Source organism: Vibrio sp. 1078-1, from assembly GCF_033340475.1.
In genome coordinates this window covers 1-16,123 of the sequence record NZ_JAWOWM010000020.1, presented here as the reverse complement: position 1 = coordinate 16,123, position 16,123 = coordinate 1, and the positions used below count along the sequence as shown (strand labels likewise).

Genomic DNA, 16,123 nt, shown 5'->3' with positions numbered 1-16,123 from the left:
TCGCGATATTCGAATCGCTTCAGTCTTGATACAATGGGCCGTCTATAACAAATAACGGAACTTACGGTTACATACATTACTATGGACGGTAAGTTGTTGCTTTATTGTACGCATAAAGCCTCCAATTGAATACTAGTATGAATCAGCCAACATCACTCTATCTTGCTTCTTTATTGGAAGTAGAGTGGCAAAACCCCGAAGAATTCGAATTTCCAAATGAATTTGCCAAGCATTGGCTTGAAGAGCAAGGGTCTTTGTCACGTCGTTTAAAACAGCACTGCCAAGCGTTAACGGTAGAATTGCTACAAAATCAGATCGTCACTGCAGCGACATTAAAACAGGACGAAAGCCAGTTATTGTCCGAACAAGATTGCTTACTGAGAGAGGTAATTTTGTGCGGTGACAATAATAACTGGGTTATTGGGCGGACATTGATTCCTCGTTCAACCTTAGTTGATCAGCAGTATGATTTGGCTCAACAAGGGGATATCCCATTAGGACTAACTGTGTTTAGCGCAGATAACGTTGAGCGGGACTCTTTGCAAATGGGATGGGTAGCCGTACCAGAAGGACGTTTGTTAGCACGACGCTCAAGGTTGTGGATGAATCACAAACCGATGCTAGTCGCCGAGTTATTCTTATCTAATTCACCAGTTTACGCTAAGGAGACAGTGTAAATGTCCGCAGAAAAAGCCAAAGCATATTGGCAACTGATGCGCATGGATCGCCCGATTGGTTCACTGTTACTGATGTGGCCAACGATTTGGGCGCTAATTATCTCAGCCCAAGGGATGCCAAGTTGGGATGTATTCATCGTGTTTGTATTGGGTGTTTTCCTAATGCGTAGTGCGGGGTGCGTGATTAATGATTTTGCAGATCGCAAAGTCGACGGCCATGTAAAGCGTACTAAGCAACGTCCACTGCCATCAGGGAAAGTGACAGCAAAAGAAGCGATTGGATTATTTTTGGTTTTGGGTATCAGCTCGTTTTTGTTAGTGCTGACCATGAACCCGCTGACGATTCAGCTATCCTTCGCTGGCATTGTGTTGGCGTTCATCTATCCATTTATGAAGCGTTACACTCATATTCCACAGCTATTTTTAGGCTTGGCTTTTAGCTGGGCGATTCCAATGGCGTGGGCTGCACAAACTGGGGAATTACCATTAATTGTTTGGTTTTTGTTCCTCATTAATGCTTTGTGGACCATTGCGTACGACACTCAATATGCGATGGTAGACCGAGATGATGATCTAAAGATTGGCATTAAATCGACGGCAATTCTGTTTGGTCGTCATGACAAGCTTATTATTGGTGTGTTGCAACTGATTACACTCGCGATGTTGGTTTGGTTAGGGCAGTTCTACCAATTGGGACAAAGTTACTACTGGACCCTTTTGATTGCAGCGTCGTTGTTTGTTTATCAGCAGCACTTAATTCGTCACCGTGAGCGTGAGTTGTGCTTTAAGGCTTTCCTTAACAACAATTATGTTGGCATGGTGATAGCGATAGGGTTACTGGTCGCATTTTGGTAAGCGAAGAAATAGAAAAAGGCATCCGATTGGATGCCTTTTTTCTTATTGGACGAAGGTAAAACGGTTACGACCGAAGTTGGTGAATACTCTCTTCGATCGTCAGTTTCACTTCTGGATAAAGCAGAGTGAACAGTAGCCGTGCAAATTGCTGCGTTTTCTTCGTGTCACAGTTACCATCGTTATCGAGGTATTTTTGCTGTTTGAGCGTATTGAACATCGCGGTAAACACACCTTTATCGAAGAATTCTGGCGCATTAATACCGTGCAAACGCCCTAGGCGCTGAGCAATATCTTGGCTCTTCTGCTCTAGGTCCGATTTACCCAGCTCAGGGTAAGCAACAAGCAAGTTCATCGCGATAGAGTAGCGTTGCAGCGTTTCAGTTATCGTACGACCTAGCAGAACCAAAGGCTGGTTGTTCGATTGATTGATCTCTAGCTTATCACCATCAAGACTAATCATTTTCTGATCGGCAAATTCATGCAGCGTTTTAACGACCAATTCATCTAACTCGTCTTCCTGGTAACTTAAGAACAGCTCTTTCTTCAAGAATGGGTAGATTTGCGCGACATTCGCTTGAATCTTGGCTACCGAAAGGTTGCGCTGACGAATGAGCATTTGGGCAATTAATGACGGCAGAGCGAACAAGTGAATGATGTTGTTGCGATAGTAAGTCATCAGGATCGATTGGCTACGGTCCAGCGAAATGATGTCACCCATGCTATCGGTTTCAATCACGAACTTATCAAGCGAAATTGCATGATCGACCAACTCCTCAGCACTTTCGGTAGGGATAGTGGAGGTGCTTGAGTACGGATTATTTTTGAGTAGCTTTAAGTAACACTCGATCTGATTGATCAGCGAGTCACGAGAAAGTGCACGTTGACGAGAAGCAAGCAGTGCGGTTGCACACAAGGTCAACGCGTTTGCTGCCGCCGCATCATTGATGTGCGTCATCATCTTATTAGCAAGGTCGTTGACCACAGGATTCATCCATTGTGGTTTGTTACCACCCATGCTGTCGATGTCTTTCGTCCACTCAGGAGCATGCTCGTTCAAGTATTGGTTGAGCTGAATTGGCTCACCGAAGTTCACATAGCCCAAACCAAAGTTACGCAGTTTACGCAGAGTACGCAGTACAAGCCCTGCGTTTTCTTTCTCTTTGCGTTTGCCACGCAGCTCTTTCGCGTAAGTGCCTACTTCCATTACGTGCTCGTAACCGATGTAGACCGGTACTAGTGTTACTGGGCGGTTTAGACCACGTAGCATTGCTTGGATGGTCATAGCCAGCATACCCGTTTTCGCTTGCAGTAAGCGACCTGTACGTGAACGACCACCTTCACTGAAGTACTCGACTGAATAGCCTTTGGCAAACAGCTCAGCTAGATACTCACGGAAAATGGTTGAGTACAGTTTGTTGCCTTTAAAACTACGACGAATAAAGAACGCCCCACCGCGACGGAAAAGAGGACCGGCCGGGAAGAAGTTCAAGTTAATGCCTGCCGCAATGTGCGGAGGCACCATGCCTTCATGGTATAAAACATAAGACAACAGCAGGTAGTCCATGTGACTACGGTGACACGGAACGTACACAATTTCGTGGCCGTCTTGCGCTAAACGACGCACAGTCGAGGCGTTATTGATGTGCAAACCTTGGTATAGTTTTGTCCATAACCAACTCAGGATGCGGTCGCCGTTTTTCACCAGACTGTAGGAGAAGTCGGCGGCGATTTCATCCATGATGTCGTGGGCTTCTTTACGTGCCTTATCAATCGAGATGTTTTTGCTCTTGGCTTCGTCAGCAATCGCCAGTTCAATAGCTGGAGATTTTAGTAAACGAGCAAACAACACTTGGCGTTGTGGCAAGTTTGGGCCTGAAGCAGCCAGTTTCTGGCGTGAGAAGTGGATACGCGCCACGCGAGCCAGTTTGTGCGCAATTGCGCTGTCGGTACCGTGAGAGTCTGCCATATAACGCAGAGATACCACGGGACTAAAGCGAACTAAGCAGTCGCGTCCCGCCGCTATTACTGCTTTGGCTTTTTGCGGACCATTCATCGGTTGAAGGTAAGGTTTTTGGTTCTCTTCTTTACCTGGCTTACGACCCCAAAGCACGGTTGCAGGGATCATTTGAACATCCAACTCACTATCCAGCTTGTGCAGTTCCAGTAAGTCAGTGAACAGAGAAACAGAATCGGTTGGGACATCATTATCGTTGTTCATCACAGTTGGACGCGCAGCGATAAAGACGAAACGGTTCAGCGTTTTGCCATTGATTTCCAGCGGGCTGAGCGGGTCGGGTAGACCAAGGCTCATGGCTTGTTTTTGCAGTGTCAGCAAATCCACGTTCGAGCGGAACGGCAGGGCATATACAATCGGTTTAGTTAGGTCGATGTTCAGATCTTCAATCGGGTTCGACGGGATTGTGGTGCCCTTTACCAGTACCGATAAAGGTAGTTTTAGTAATGAACGTGAAAATGATTGTCCAGAAGACATAAAGTTCACAGCCTCAATAGGTATTCAAACAGGCCTAACCTTATTTCAGTTTCCGCTTTGCATGTCTTCTCTATAAAAAGAGATGAGTAGGGCAATAGAAATAAGCCTAGGCGATAAAATTTAAGCGCTGCAAGGATACCAGAAACTGGTCAAACCTTTTAATTTTATTGGCTGTAAATTAGTCGAACCCCTAAGTTATTGCTTTGACTTGATTAACTGAAAAGTCGGTGTTTTAAACGAATAAAGAATGAACTTAATCGGTAAGCTGAAAGCTCCCCACAAATAAATTAAAAAACAACCAATTGGGTTTTCATTTGAGCATTTACTGGATATACTCACAGTTAACTGTATAAAAAGACAGGTGAGACATGAAGCCGTTAACGCCACGCCAACAACAAGTCTTCGATTTGATTAAAAGTAAAATCGACGACACCGGAATGCCACCAACTCGTGCAGAGATTGCGCGTGAGCTTGGCTTCCGCTCTGCGAATGCCGCAGAGGAACACCTAAAAGCGCTTGCTCGTAAGCAAGCAATTGAAATTATTCCAGGCGCTTCTCGTGGGATTCGTATCCTGCTTGAAGACGCAGCCAATGATGAGCAGGGTTTGCCTTTGATTGGTCAAGTCGCAGCGGGTGAGCCAATCTTGGCTCAAGAGCACGTAGAGGCGCACTACCAAGTCGATCCTGCGATGTTCAAACCGCAAGCGGATTTCTTACTTCGTGTAAATGGCGAGAGTATGAAAGACATCGGGATTATGGATGGCGATCTGCTCGCGGTGCATAAAACCCAAGACGTGAGAGACGGTCAAGTTGTCGTTGCGCGTGTTGATGATGATGTGACTGTGAAGCGTTTGGAGCGCAAAGGTTCAACCATATTACTGCATGCTGAGAATGAAGAGTTTGCCCCAATTCAAGTGGACTTAACGTCTCAGCACCTTACGATAGAAGGCTTAGCCGTTGGTATTATTCGTAATACCGATTGGATGTAAGTGCATTTAAGCAGCCCAGTTCATCTGGGCTGTTTTGTCTTTTCTCTTTTTCTACTTCCTCCAAAAGCTTGCTCATCATCTTGACCTTGTTTGTTTTGACCAATTTATAAGCTTGATAATGTAATTGATATTCATTATCATCTTTATTAATGTCTATGTTTTCTCTCTGGCGCAGGAAATGCCCATGTCTCAGTCTAAACATCAAGTTCCTAACCATTTATTAAAGCCACTGTTATTGCGTAGCCGTGAAAGCATGGTCGACAATGGCTTGGTGTACGATCCGATAGCTGCTAAAGCGTGTTTGAGCTGTAAGATGGCGCCGGACTGTTTGAGTGGTGATATTGCGCAGAAGCAATTGCTGCACGTGACGCTGACTCAGCTTTGTGACCAGCAGGTTAGTCACTTCTTACAGCAGTATCCCGATGCTTGGATAATCAATGTTGGAGCGGGGTTGGATACCCGCTTTTATCGTTTGGATAATGGACGCTGCCATTGGATAGAGCTGGATGTGACGGAAAATTTGGTATGGCGTCAGCGTTTGTTCCACAAAAATGAACGTTATGAACATCGCTGTGGCAGTGTGGATGAAATGTCGTGGCTAGAGACGTTAGCCATTCCAGAGCAAGCACCGGTACTCATTTTATGTGAAATGGCACTGCTCGATTGCACAGAGCGTCAAGTCGCGAAATTTATTCAAACCTTGGGTCGACATTTTGTTTCTGCTGAACTGTGTATGGTGCTGGCAGGAGATTTAACGGAAACCAAGTGGGGGAAAAAGCTTGGCTCTGATCGTTATGCTCATGGCTTTGAAGCGCCTGCAGCACAGATATTGCAATGGTTACCATGGGCACAATGGGCGAAAGCTTTCTCGCCATTCGATAGATTCTGTTCTCGTTGGAAAGCTTGGCAGCGTTGGCTTAATAAGATTCCAATGTTGAAGCATCGCCTCACGCCAGTCCTCGTTCACATCAAGTGGTAATTGGCTAGTCGTTAAGCGCTCAGGTACACTCGTCGATCTTACTGATGAGGTGCCTGTGACAAATTCAATCTTCTCTCCTTTATCTAACCCAAAAGTTCATCGCCAAGTCTTAGCTTTAGCGATACCTATGGTGCTGTCGAATATTACTGTTCCATTGCTCGGTTTGGTCGATGCTGCGGTGATTGGTCATCTAGACCACGCTTGGTATTTGGGCGGTGTTGCGTTGGGCAGCACCATGATCAGCGTGACGTTTTGGCTGCTTGGTTTTTTGCGTATGTCGACTACAGGGTTGGCGGCGCAGTCCTATGGCGGTGAAGACCGAAAGCAACTTGCCTTGGTGTTTATGCAAGGCTCACTCATGGCACTGCTGTTTGCGTTAGTCTTCCTTATTGCCCATAACCCGATTGCTGATTTGATCTTTGGCTGGAGTGACGCCAGCGCAGAGGTAAAACACTACGGCATGCAATATTTCTCTATCCGTGTGTGGAGTGCCCCCGCTGCGCTAATGAACTTTGTGTTGTTGGGGTGGCTGCTCGGGACGCAAAATTCCAAAGCACCAATGTGGATGGTGATCATCACCAACGTGACTAATATTGCCCTCGATTTGTTGTTTGTGATTGGTTTGGGGTGGAAAGTAGAAGGCGCTGCGCTGGCATCGGTGATTGCTGACTACTCAGGCATGGGTTTTGGTCTCATGTGTGTCTGGAAAACCTGGCGAGAGAGGCAATTACCATCACCTCAAAAGTTGCTAACCAGCACTCAACACGGTTTAGGGCGCTTCGTGAAATTGAATCGCGATATTTTCTTGCGCTCTTTGTGTCTGCAAGCGGCTTTTAGCTTTATGACGTTCCAAGGTGCGAGCTTTGGTGATGAGGTTGTCGCTGCAAATGCGGTTCTGATGAGCTTCCTGATGATTATCTCGTATGGCATGGATGGCTTTGCTTACGCAATGGAGGCCATGGTCGGGAAGGCGATTGGTGCCAAAGATAGGCAACAATTGAGTGAATCGCTTGTCGGCACTTTCTTTTGGAGTTTGGTTATTTGTTTAGGACTGACCGCGCTCTTTGGTTTGGCGGGATCGCAGTTGATCGCCATGATCACTTCAATTGAGGCGGTACAACAGCAAGCAGCGGTGTATCTACCTTGGCTGGTGGTGATGCCACTTGCGTCGATGTGGTGCTTTCTATTGGATGGCATTTTTGTCGGTGCAACCAAAGGCAAAGACATGCGCAATAGTATGTTTGTCGCGACCAGCAGTTTCTTCGTTGTCTTTTACTTGTTCGCCGAGTGGGAAAATCACGCGCTGTGGTTTGCAATGACGAGCTTTATGTTGATGCGGGGTATTGGTTTAGGGGTTATCTTTCTCTACCAATGGCACAAGGATACCTTCCTAGCACAATGTTGATATAAAAACAGCAGGTCCAAGCCTGCTGTTTTTCTGTCTGCTATCAAGAAGCATAGATTAGAACAAGCGGTTCAAACCATTCAACGCAGCGACACGATACGCTTCGGCCATTGTTGGATAGTTGAAGGTGGTATTGACGAAATACTCGATGTTATTCGCTGAGCCTTTTTGTTCCATAATGGCTTGACCGATGTGGATAATTTCCGCGGCACGTTCGCCAAAACAGTGAATCCCTAAAATTTCTTTGGTTTCACGATGGAACAATATCTTCAAGCTACCGATGTCTTTTCCTGCGATCTGTGCACGAGCTAGATGCTTGAACGAAGAGCGTCCTACTTCATACGGTACTTTCGCAGCTGTTAGCTCTTGCTCGGTTTTACCCACAGAGCTAATCTCTGGGATGGTGTAGATACCCGTTGGAATATCATCAATCAGATAGTTTTCTGCCTGACCTTTCGTAATGGCTTGTGCGACAAATCGCCCTTGGTCATAAGCGGCGCTTGCAAGGCTAGGGTAACCGATGACATCGCCTACAGCGTAAATGTGTTCGATATCGGTTTGGTAGTTACGGTTTACTTTTAGTTGTCCGCGAGAGTCCGCTTCCAGACCCACTGCACCCAAATTCAACTTATCGGTGTTACCTGTTCGACCATTCGCATACAACAAGCAGTCTGCCTTCATCTTCTTGCCAGATTGTAGGTGAATAATCACGCCATCTTCTGTGCCTTCGATTTTTTCATAGGTCTCATCATTACGAATTACCACACCGCTGTTCCAGAAGTGGTAAGACAGCGCATCTGACACTTCGTTATCCAAAAACTCCAACAAGCGGTCGCGGGTATTGATAAGGTCGGTTTTCACTCCAAGGCCGCGGAAGATAGAAGCGTATTCACAACCGATAACGCCCGCACCGTAAATGATGATATGGCGAGGGTCGTGTTTCAGGCTCAGAATGGAATCACTGTCGTAGATGCGCTCATGCAAGAAATCTACGTCGTTAGGCTGATACGGGCGAGAACCCGTCGCGATGACAAACTTATCCGCAGAATAGATTTCTTCTGTACCGTCGCTTTGCATCACTGCAATTGAGTAGTTATCGATAAATCGCGCGGTTCCGAACAAAAGTGTGCATGAGTTACGGTCATAAAAGCCCTGACGAAGTCGAGTTTGCTTATCAATGACCGATTTAGCATGACCTAAAATGTCAGAAAATGTTGCATGAACGCTGGTGTTGTTTCGACAAAATAGCGGGTTGCTATTAAATTCGATGATGCGGCTAACGGCATGACGCAGTGCTTTAGATGGAATAGTTCCCCAGTGAGTACAACCGCCGCCGACACTGCTTTCTTTCTCGACAATGGCAACATTCAGTCCCGCTTTGGTTAATCCCATTGCAGCCCCTTCTCCGCCAGGGCCACTACCGATTACGATCACGTCATAGTGATTAACATGCGCCATGATGCCTTCCTTGTTATATTTGCTTAACATTGCTTTAGCGCGATTTTAACTCATTTACTCTATTGGTACACGTAATGCCTGTTAGAGAGTGGAAGTGATCACGCAGAATCGACCAAAAGGGTGATTTGGTATGTTGTATGTCTATAAATTGCATCGAGAACATTGCAATTAGATGCATGCCAATAGTAACGTTCTCGGCGCTCAGAGCGAGCGAAGCAACATATCTTTCTCCGTAGGAGCAAATTGCGTTATATTGAGGCTCTTGTACCCTACAGAAAAAGAGCAAGTTAAGAATGAAATCGATGGGAATCCGCGCACAGCAAAAAGAGAAGACACGTCGATCATTGATCGATGCGGCATTTAGTCAGTTAAGTGCGGATCGCAGCTTTTCCAGCCTTAGCTTGCGAGAAGTCGCCCGAGAGGCAGGGATTGCACCGACTTCTTTTTACCGTCACTTCAAAGATATGGATGAGCTAGGCTTAACTATGGTCGATGAAGGCGGTTTGCTACTACGTCAACTGATGCGTCAGGCGCGTCAACGTATTGTGAAAGAAGGTAGCGTAATTCGTACCTCGGTCGAAACCTTTATGGAATTCATTGAAAGTAGTCCGAACGTTTTTCGTTTGTTGTTGCGTGAGCGCTCCGGCACTTCTGCTGAATTTCGTACCGCTGTTGCTCGAGAAATCCAGCATTTTGCGGCAGAATTAACCGAGTATTTAATGAGCACCGGCGTGACCAGAGAAGAGGCGTATACTCAAGCAGAAGCGTCTGTGACTTTGGTTTTCAGTTCGGGAGCTGAAGCTTTAGATTTAGATCGACGTGAGCGCGATGAACTCGCCGAGCGATTGATCATGCAATTGCGAATGATAGCCAAAGGGGCCTATTGGTATCGCAAAGAACGTGAACGTAACCGATTAAAAGGCGGGATAGAATAATGTCGAATGGAAATCAATCTGAAAAGAAAACGCTGATTTTGGCACTGGTTGCAGGTATGTGTGGTGATGCTTTGTTGTCATGGTTGACCATGAGTGAAGTGTCTTTTTCAATCTTCCCATTGATTGCACTCGTACTGGCTGTACAAGCTCTTTACCAAGAGTACCTAAATAATCCGGTATCAGAAGATATCCCATTAGTTGGCTTGGCGTGTTTCTTCGTAGGTGCGTTTGGTCACTCTGCGTTTATTAAAGCGCAATACCCAGAAGCAGGCTCAAACTTCTTTGCGATCATGGTTTCAATGATCTTACTCGCATGGATTGGTAAGAAGCTAGGTTTTGTCAGCAAGAAGACTTCTGCGGAATAAGTAAAACGAATCAAATTAAAAAAAGCGAGCCATTGAGCTCGCTTTTTTTGTCTGAAGCTGGTGGACTAAGCTTTACGTTCCAATAGCACGCCAGCTTCCATGTGGTGGGTATAAGGGAATTGGTCAAACAGAGCAAAACGCGTCACGTTGTGTGTTTCGCATAGAATGTCCAAGTTCTCTTTTAGAGTCTCAGGGTTACAAGAGATGTACATGATGCGCTCGTAACCTTGCACCATCTTACAAGTATCGACATCCATCCCAGCACGTGGTGGGTCGACAAAAATCGTGTTGCAGTTGTAGCTCTTCAGATCTACACCTGCATCTTGTAGACGACGGAATTCACGCTTACCTTCGATCGCTTGAGTAAATTCCTCGGCTGATAGGCGTAAGATTTGTACGTTATCAATCTTATTGGCGGCGATGTTGTACTGTGCAGATACCACAGATGGCTTCGCTAGCTCAGTTGCCAGTACGCGGTCGAAATTCTGTGCCAACGCCAGCGAGAAGTTACCGTTACCACAGTAAAGCTCTAGTAGGTCGCCAGTGCTTTCTTGGGTACAGTCGACCGCCCATTCCAGCATCTTCTCTGCGACTTTGCCGTTCGGCTGAGTGAAGCTGTTCTCTACTTGTTGGTAGATGTAGCTTTGACCATTTACATCGAGCTTCTCGATAACGTAGTCTCGGTCTAGGACAATCTTCATCTTACGAGCGCGACCAATGATGTTTAGGTTAAAGCCTTCATCATTCAAACGCTGTTTAAGGGCTTTCGTGTTTTCAATCCACTCTTCATCAAGTTGGCGATGGTAAAGGAGTGAAACCAGAATCTCACCACTTAGCGTCGATAGGAAATCCACTTGGAACAGTTTACGACGTAGTGAGTCGTTGTCTTTCATCGCTTCAACCAATAGCGGCATCAGGTCGTTGATCAGACGGCTTGCTGCAGGGAATTGGTCAACACGGTACTTCTCACGAGTTTCTTGGTTGAACATGATGTAGTAAAGATCTTCGCCTTCATGCCAAACACGGAACTCAGCACGCATGCGGTAGTGCTGCTCTGGTGATTCAAACACTTCCAGTTCTGGCATGTTGTATGGCGCGAACATATCCGTGAGACGTTCGACTTTTTCAGCCAGTTGTTCTTGGTAGCGTTGTGGGTTTACATCAAGAGTAGCCATGATCTTACCTTTTATGGTGCATTCAATTTAAGAGCGCAGATTTTATTCAATCTCAATAGGATGTCCAGTTTTGTACTGGAATTGATTTAAAGATAGTGCGTACAGGCAGAGTAGAAAGCAAAATCAATCAAAACGTTACAACTTCTAAGGGCAATATTGGCTGGACAAATAATCAATAGCTGAATAATATTTGCCTCAAGTTGGTGCTATCTAGCAATCTAGATGGCTGAAATGGGAATCTGGTGTGAATCCAGAACTGACGCGCAGCGGTAAAAGAGAACGAACGCTCATCAGACACTGCATTAGTTTATGTGGGAAGTCGAGCAAGTAGGCGGTACACCCGTGCTCTTGAGTCCGAATACCTGCCAACAACTGAGCCACAGCACTGGACTGTCATGATGACAGGGCTCGGAAGGAATTACGCGATTTAGGACAATACAATGAGAAAATCCGCACTGGCGATAACTTTGGCATCGCTGCTTTCACCTGTCTCTTATCTACAGGCCCAAGAAACCTCCACTGACGAAACCATCGTTGTTACTGCAAACCGTTTTGAGCAAGCCGAAAGCCGTACGTTGGCAGATGTCGAAGTAGTTACTCGACAAGACATCGATCGCATTCAAGCGAAAACCCTACCAGATGTATTGCGTCGCCTTACGGGGATTCAAGTTTCACAAAATGGTGGTCGTGGTCAGTTAGCGTCTTTATTTGTTCGTGGAACCAGTTCCGACCAAGTTTTAGTACTGGTTGATGGCGTACGTTTTGCGCGAGCAGCGAAGGGCGCTGTGGACTTTAACCAAATCCCACTTACTTACGTTCAACGTATTGAGTACGTGCGTGGTGCGCGTGCGTCACTTTATGGCTCAGAAGCGATTGGTGGCGTGATCAATATCATCACCATTGCGCGTGCTGACGAAGAAGGAACGAAGTTAAGTGCGGGTTTAGGTAGTTTAGATTATCAAGAATTGAGTGTGGCATCTGGTATTAAAGTCACAGAGAGCGGCCAGCTAAATATCGCGCTTGGTAGTGAAAGTGATGATGGTTATAACGTTCGTCCTGTACCGGGAGTTAATGACGGTGATCGCCATGGCTTTGATACAAAGAATGGTCTGCTAGGTTACGTGCATAACTTCAATGACCAGTGGTCTGCATTTGGTAACCTACGTGCTTACGAAAATGTTTATCAATATGACAGCAGCTACGGCAGTCGCGGTTACTACGAAGCAGAAAAAGATGATCTTTCTGTCACTCTGGGCGGTAAGTATCAGTCTGATAATGTGATGTCAGAACTACAAGTAACGGCACAGAAACAGAAGTCTTGGAACTATGAGCAAGCAAAAGGCAAACACTCAGGTACTGAAGATGAACTTGAGCAGCAAAATGTCCAGTGGACCAACAGTTACTTGCTAAACAACAATACGACGTTTGCTGGTGGTATTGATTGGCGCAACGAGTCTTATAAAGACAAGAGTGCGAATAAAACGTTTGATCGGACCAATGGCGCTCTGTTTGGTATGGCAACCACTAGTATTGATAAAGCAATGCTCGAGGGCAGTGCTCGCCTTGATGATAACGAAGAATACGGTAGTGAGTTCACTTACAGTTTAGCGGCTGGTTACCAGTTTGTACCAGAGTTTGGGGTTAAAGCCTCTTTTGGTACTGCGTTTAAGGCTCCAAACCTATATCAACAGTATGACCCAACATACGGTGAGAAAGATCTGAAACCGGAAGAGTCAGATGCTTGGGAGCTAGCATTCAGCGGTGATGTCCAAGGCGTTTTTTGGTCCGTAACGGGTTATGACTATATAATCACGAATCTTATCGATTACCATCCAACCACATACAAATATTTGAATGTCGATGGTGAAACACATATCCAAGGTGTGGAGCTTGTTGCTGAGTTTGATACAGGGATTGTGCAGCACCAGTTGAGTGCAGATTACAAAGATGCTGAAGACGATAAAGGGCATCAGTTGCAGCGCCGCGCTAAAGAAATGTATAAGTGGAATGCTTTAGTGAGCTTCGATAAAGTGGATTGGTCGGTTAGCTATCAGTACGTCGGTAAGCGTCCAGATGTGGATTACAGCACTTGGCCTTCACAAGATATTACGCTTTCTTCTTACTCGTTGGTTGATACGGCGGTGACTTACTATCCGAATGAGTCGACCTCTATTAGCGCTCGTATCGATAATCTACTTGATGAAGAGTATGAGATGGCAAAAGGTTACCCTGCTGCAGAGCGAGCGTACTATCTCAACGTTGGCTACGAATTCTAATCGTGAATGAGCACAAACCGCCTTCGGGCGGTTTTTAATATTTTGTGGTGGAAAATCGAATGAAGAAACCCAAGCGAGTTGTGATCAGCTGGTCCAGTGGTAAAGATTCGACATTAACGCTTGAGCGCCTTAACGAGAATCCAAATTATCAAGTTGTCGGTTTGTACACGACTTACGTAGGGAAAGAAGTCCCTTTCCAAGCAACTCCGCTTGAAGTCGTACAAATGCAAGCAGACTTACTTGCGCTTCCGCTCATTACTATCGAGCTACATGAAATCTTTCCAAGTAACGACATTTATCAATCGACCATCGTTAATGGATTACAAAGTAGTGGTCTGAACATAGAAGCTGTCGCATTTGGTGATATGTTTTGTAATGGCATTGCCGATTACCGACGCAGCTATATTGAACCTGTTGGCTGGGAATGCGTCTTTCCTCTATTAGGGGAGAGCAGCGAGAAACTAGCGATGGAAATCATAGAGCGTGGTATTCAAACGATGTTAATCACCATCGACGGAAGAGTTCTCCCTCCAGAATGGTGTGGTCGCTGGTATGACAAAGCCCTAATAGAGTCATTACCAAGTCAAATTGATCCCTGTGGGGAAAATGGTGAATTTCACACATTGGTCACGTCTTCGCCATCTTTTCAAGGACATATCGAGTTGACGAAGCGAAATGTAGAATCTGGAGATAGATTCAGCCATCAAAGATACCATGCTAAAGCATTGCCAAAACAAATCTACGCAGTATGATCGCAACGTTTCTGTTCTTTAGGTAAGACTCGTGCGAGTAGCAAGTAAGAAAAAAGTCCTAGTTTTTGACTCTGGTGTTGGTGGTCTTTCTGTATTCCAAGAGATACATCGCCTATTGCCCCAGATAGACTACTTATACTTATTCGATAATCAGGCTTACCCTTATGGTGAACTCGATCAGGCTGTACTCGTTTCACGAGTTAACCAACTGGTATCTTCTTTAGTCGAAGAACACCAAGTCGACATTGTCGTCATTGCTTGCAACACGGCGAGCACCATAGTGCTTCCTTCCTTACGCGAAAATTTATCGATTCCCGTTGTTGGTGTTGTCCCTGCGATTAAACCCGCATCGCTTTTAGCATCAAAAGGGGTAGGGCTGATCGCCACTCCGGCGACAGTAACACGCCAATATACTCACGAGTTAATACGGGACTTTGCGCAAGGCAAACCAGTTGAGCTGGTGGGATCAACTCGCTTGGTAGATATGGCCGAAGAGAAGTTGCGAGGCAACAGCGTTTCTCTCGACGAACTGACAAATATCCTGCTTCCCCTTCGCGATAAAGTCGATGTTGCGGTGCTCGGTTGTACTCACTTCCCTTTAATCAAAGAGGAGATTCATCAAGCTTTGGGTGGGGACGTTACTTTAATTGATTCAGGCGCAGCGATTGCACGTCGAGTAAAAGCATTGCTATTAAGTGATGAAATTGAGGATACAGAAGAGGGAAGTAAGTCGATTTATGCCAGTGCAACTCCTTGGCAGGAAGATGCACTGAACATTTGTTTAAAGAAGCTAGGTTTTAATCCTGTTCAGGTTTACCGCCATCCGGATGTTTAGGATCGTTCGCAATTCTCACTTTTAGCGTTCTCTCCATATATTCCTTTTCATTAAGTTTAGCGATAGCTGGCTTGGCATCTGCCGCAGCCATCACTACAAAACCAAACCCTCTTCTTTTTCCAGTGCGCTTATCTTTCATTAAGCGTACTGCATAGACCTGTCCATATTCAGCAAACAAATCGCGAACATGACTCTCATTGGCCTTATAAGGAAGGTTGCCGACATACAGCGTTTTAGTTGAAGGATCAGGATCCGAAGATTGAAGAACAGGTGTTTTGCTAGAAAATGAAAAAAGAAAAGCAGTAGCGATAACACCAATGAGGAAGCTCAAGGCTGGTGGGATGATGAATTGAGAGAAGATGATTCCCCCAACGATGGCCAGCCCAACACATAAAATCAGATTTTTTTTAGACGTCATTTTAATTACTACACATAGTGATAAAGAGATCGATTGTCCATTAACAGAATAGACACATGAATCTTACGTATATGGTTGGTGTTTTTCCAACCAATTGCTGTGATATGTCTCAAATGTGACGAAGAAATATGCAAATATCGCACTTTTGGCTAATTTGTGACCGATTGGTTTTTTGTTTGCAAAAAACGCTTGTACTAATTTCTCAACTCCCTATACTGCGCATCCACCGACACGGAGTGAGACGAAAGTCACACAGCGAGTCGGGAAGAGAGAAAAAAGAATTTGAAAAAAATGCTTGACTCTCTCACGGTGTGAAGTAAGATACGCACCCCTAACGACGAGCAACTAAGTTGCTGAAAATGTTAGAAAAGCTCTTTAAAAATAAGAACCTATCAATCTGTGTGGGCACTCGTTGATGATAATCCAATTCGATACTTCGGTATCAAATTAGGTTTCAATGAAACGAAGTGACCATTGAATCTTCGGATTCAGCACAGTCAATTCAAGCATTAC

The 16,123-nt window shown here is 45.4% G+C and carries 14 protein-coding genes and 1 riboswitch; of the genes, 10 read left to right on the top strand and 4 right to left on the bottom strand.

Translation table 11 applies throughout. The annotated features are described in order from the left end of the window. Nucleotides 1-137 precede the first annotated feature (137 nt). Nucleotides 138-677: a chorismate lyase gene (locus R7190_RS22830; protein ID WP_005378686.1), complete on the top strand. Its 540-nt coding sequence runs from the start codon at nt 138-140 to the stop codon at nt 675-677. Continuing rightward, a complete protein-coding gene (gene ubiA / locus R7190_RS22825; protein ID WP_005378684.1) occupies nt 678-1,532 on the top strand; it encodes a 4-hydroxybenzoate octaprenyltransferase in 855 nt (284 codons plus the stop codon). It abuts the gene before it with no gap. Nucleotides 1,533-1,596: 64 nt separating this feature from the next. On the opposite strand, the gene plsB is transcribed toward ubiA, so the two are convergent. After that, complete coding sequence (gene plsB / locus R7190_RS22820; protein WP_104979835.1) at nt 1,597-4,023, bottom strand: glycerol-3-phosphate 1-O-acyltransferase PlsB; 2,427 nt, start codon at nt 4,021-4,023, stop codon at nt 1,597-1,599. Between the two features lie 368 nt (nt 4,024-4,391). Here plsB and lexA point away from each other — a divergent pair, with 368 nt between their 5' ends. The 3 genes from lexA (at nt 4,392) to dinF (ending at nt 7,396) form a co-directional block, all read left to right on the top strand. Continuing rightward, complete coding sequence (lexA, locus tag R7190_RS22815) at nt 4,392-5,012, top strand: transcriptional repressor LexA (RefSeq protein WP_005378682.1); 621 nt, start codon at nt 4,392-4,394, stop codon at nt 5,010-5,012. A gap of 184 nt (nt 5,013-5,196) precedes the next feature. Next, on the top strand, nt 5,197-5,991 hold the full coding sequence (locus R7190_RS22810) for a class I SAM-dependent methyltransferase (RefSeq protein ID WP_025768172.1): 795 nt from the start codon (nt 5,197-5,199) through the stop codon (nt 5,989-5,991). A 55-nt stretch (nt 5,992-6,046) separates the two neighbouring features. Continuing rightward, nucleotides 6,047-7,396 (top strand): MATE family efflux transporter DinF, encoded by a 1,350-nt coding sequence (gene dinF / locus R7190_RS22805; RefSeq protein WP_186584595.1) that lies wholly within the window; start codon nt 6,047-6,049, stop codon nt 7,394-7,396. 57 nt (nt 7,397-7,453) lie between these two features. On the opposite strand, the gene sthA is transcribed toward dinF, so the two are convergent. Then, nucleotides 7,454-8,884: a Si-specific NAD(P)(+) transhydrogenase gene (sthA, locus tag R7190_RS22800; protein ID WP_186584596.1), complete on the bottom strand. Its 1,431-nt coding sequence runs from the start codon at nt 8,882-8,884 to the stop codon at nt 7,454-7,456. Between the two features lie 263 nt (nt 8,885-9,147). Between sthA and fabR the strand changes: the two genes are divergently transcribed. Both fabR and R7190_RS22790 read left to right on the top strand, forming a co-directional pair. Further along, nucleotides 9,148-9,789 (top strand): HTH-type transcriptional repressor FabR, encoded by a 642-nt coding sequence (fabR, locus tag R7190_RS22795; protein WP_005378632.1) that lies wholly within the window; start codon nt 9,148-9,150, stop codon nt 9,787-9,789. Beyond that, nucleotides 9,789-10,154: a YijD family membrane protein gene (locus R7190_RS22790; protein WP_186584597.1), complete on the top strand. Its 366-nt coding sequence runs from the start codon at nt 9,789-9,791 to the stop codon at nt 10,152-10,154. Before fabR ends, R7190_RS22790 begins: the two co-directional genes overlap by 1 nt. Nucleotides 10,155-10,219: 65 nt before the next feature. Here the strand turns inward: R7190_RS22790 and trmA are convergent, their stop codons facing one another. Further along, nucleotides 10,220-11,329 (bottom strand): tRNA (uridine(54)-C5)-methyltransferase TrmA, encoded by a 1,110-nt coding sequence (gene trmA, locus R7190_RS22785; protein ID WP_186584598.1) that lies wholly within the window; start codon nt 11,327-11,329, stop codon nt 10,220-10,222. A gap of 184 nt (nt 11,330-11,513) precedes the next feature. Beyond that, nucleotides 11,514-11,714, top strand: a riboswitch (cobalamin riboswitch). 55 nt (nt 11,715-11,769) lie between these two features. On the opposite strand from trmA, the gene btuB reads away from it, so the two are divergent. Genes btuB through murI form a run of 3 tightly spaced genes read left to right on the top strand, consistent with a single transcriptional unit; the run spans nt 11,770 to nt 15,192 of the window. Then, nucleotides 11,770-13,605, top strand: coding sequence for a TonB-dependent vitamin B12 receptor (gene btuB / locus R7190_RS22780; protein WP_025768175.1), 1,836 nt, complete (start codon nt 11,770-11,772; stop codon nt 13,603-13,605). A 59-nt stretch (nt 13,606-13,664) separates the two neighbouring features. Continuing rightward, nucleotides 13,665-14,357, top strand: coding sequence for an adenine nucleotide alpha hydrolase (locus R7190_RS22775; protein ID WP_132937311.1), 693 nt, complete (start codon nt 13,665-13,667; stop codon nt 14,355-14,357). Nucleotides 14,358-14,388: 31 nt separating this feature from the next. Further along, a complete protein-coding gene (murI, locus tag R7190_RS22770) occupies nt 14,389-15,192 on the top strand; it encodes a glutamate racemase (protein ID WP_132937310.1) in 804 nt (267 codons plus the stop codon). Here the strand turns inward: murI and R7190_RS22765 are convergent. Next, entirely contained in the window at nt 15,155-15,610 is a 456-nt protein-coding gene (locus tag R7190_RS22765) for an RNA-binding protein (protein ID WP_017636066.1), read from the bottom strand. The two genes, murI and R7190_RS22765, sit on opposite strands and share 38 nt — an antisense overlap. Between the last annotated feature and the right edge of the window lie 513 nt (nt 15,611-16,123).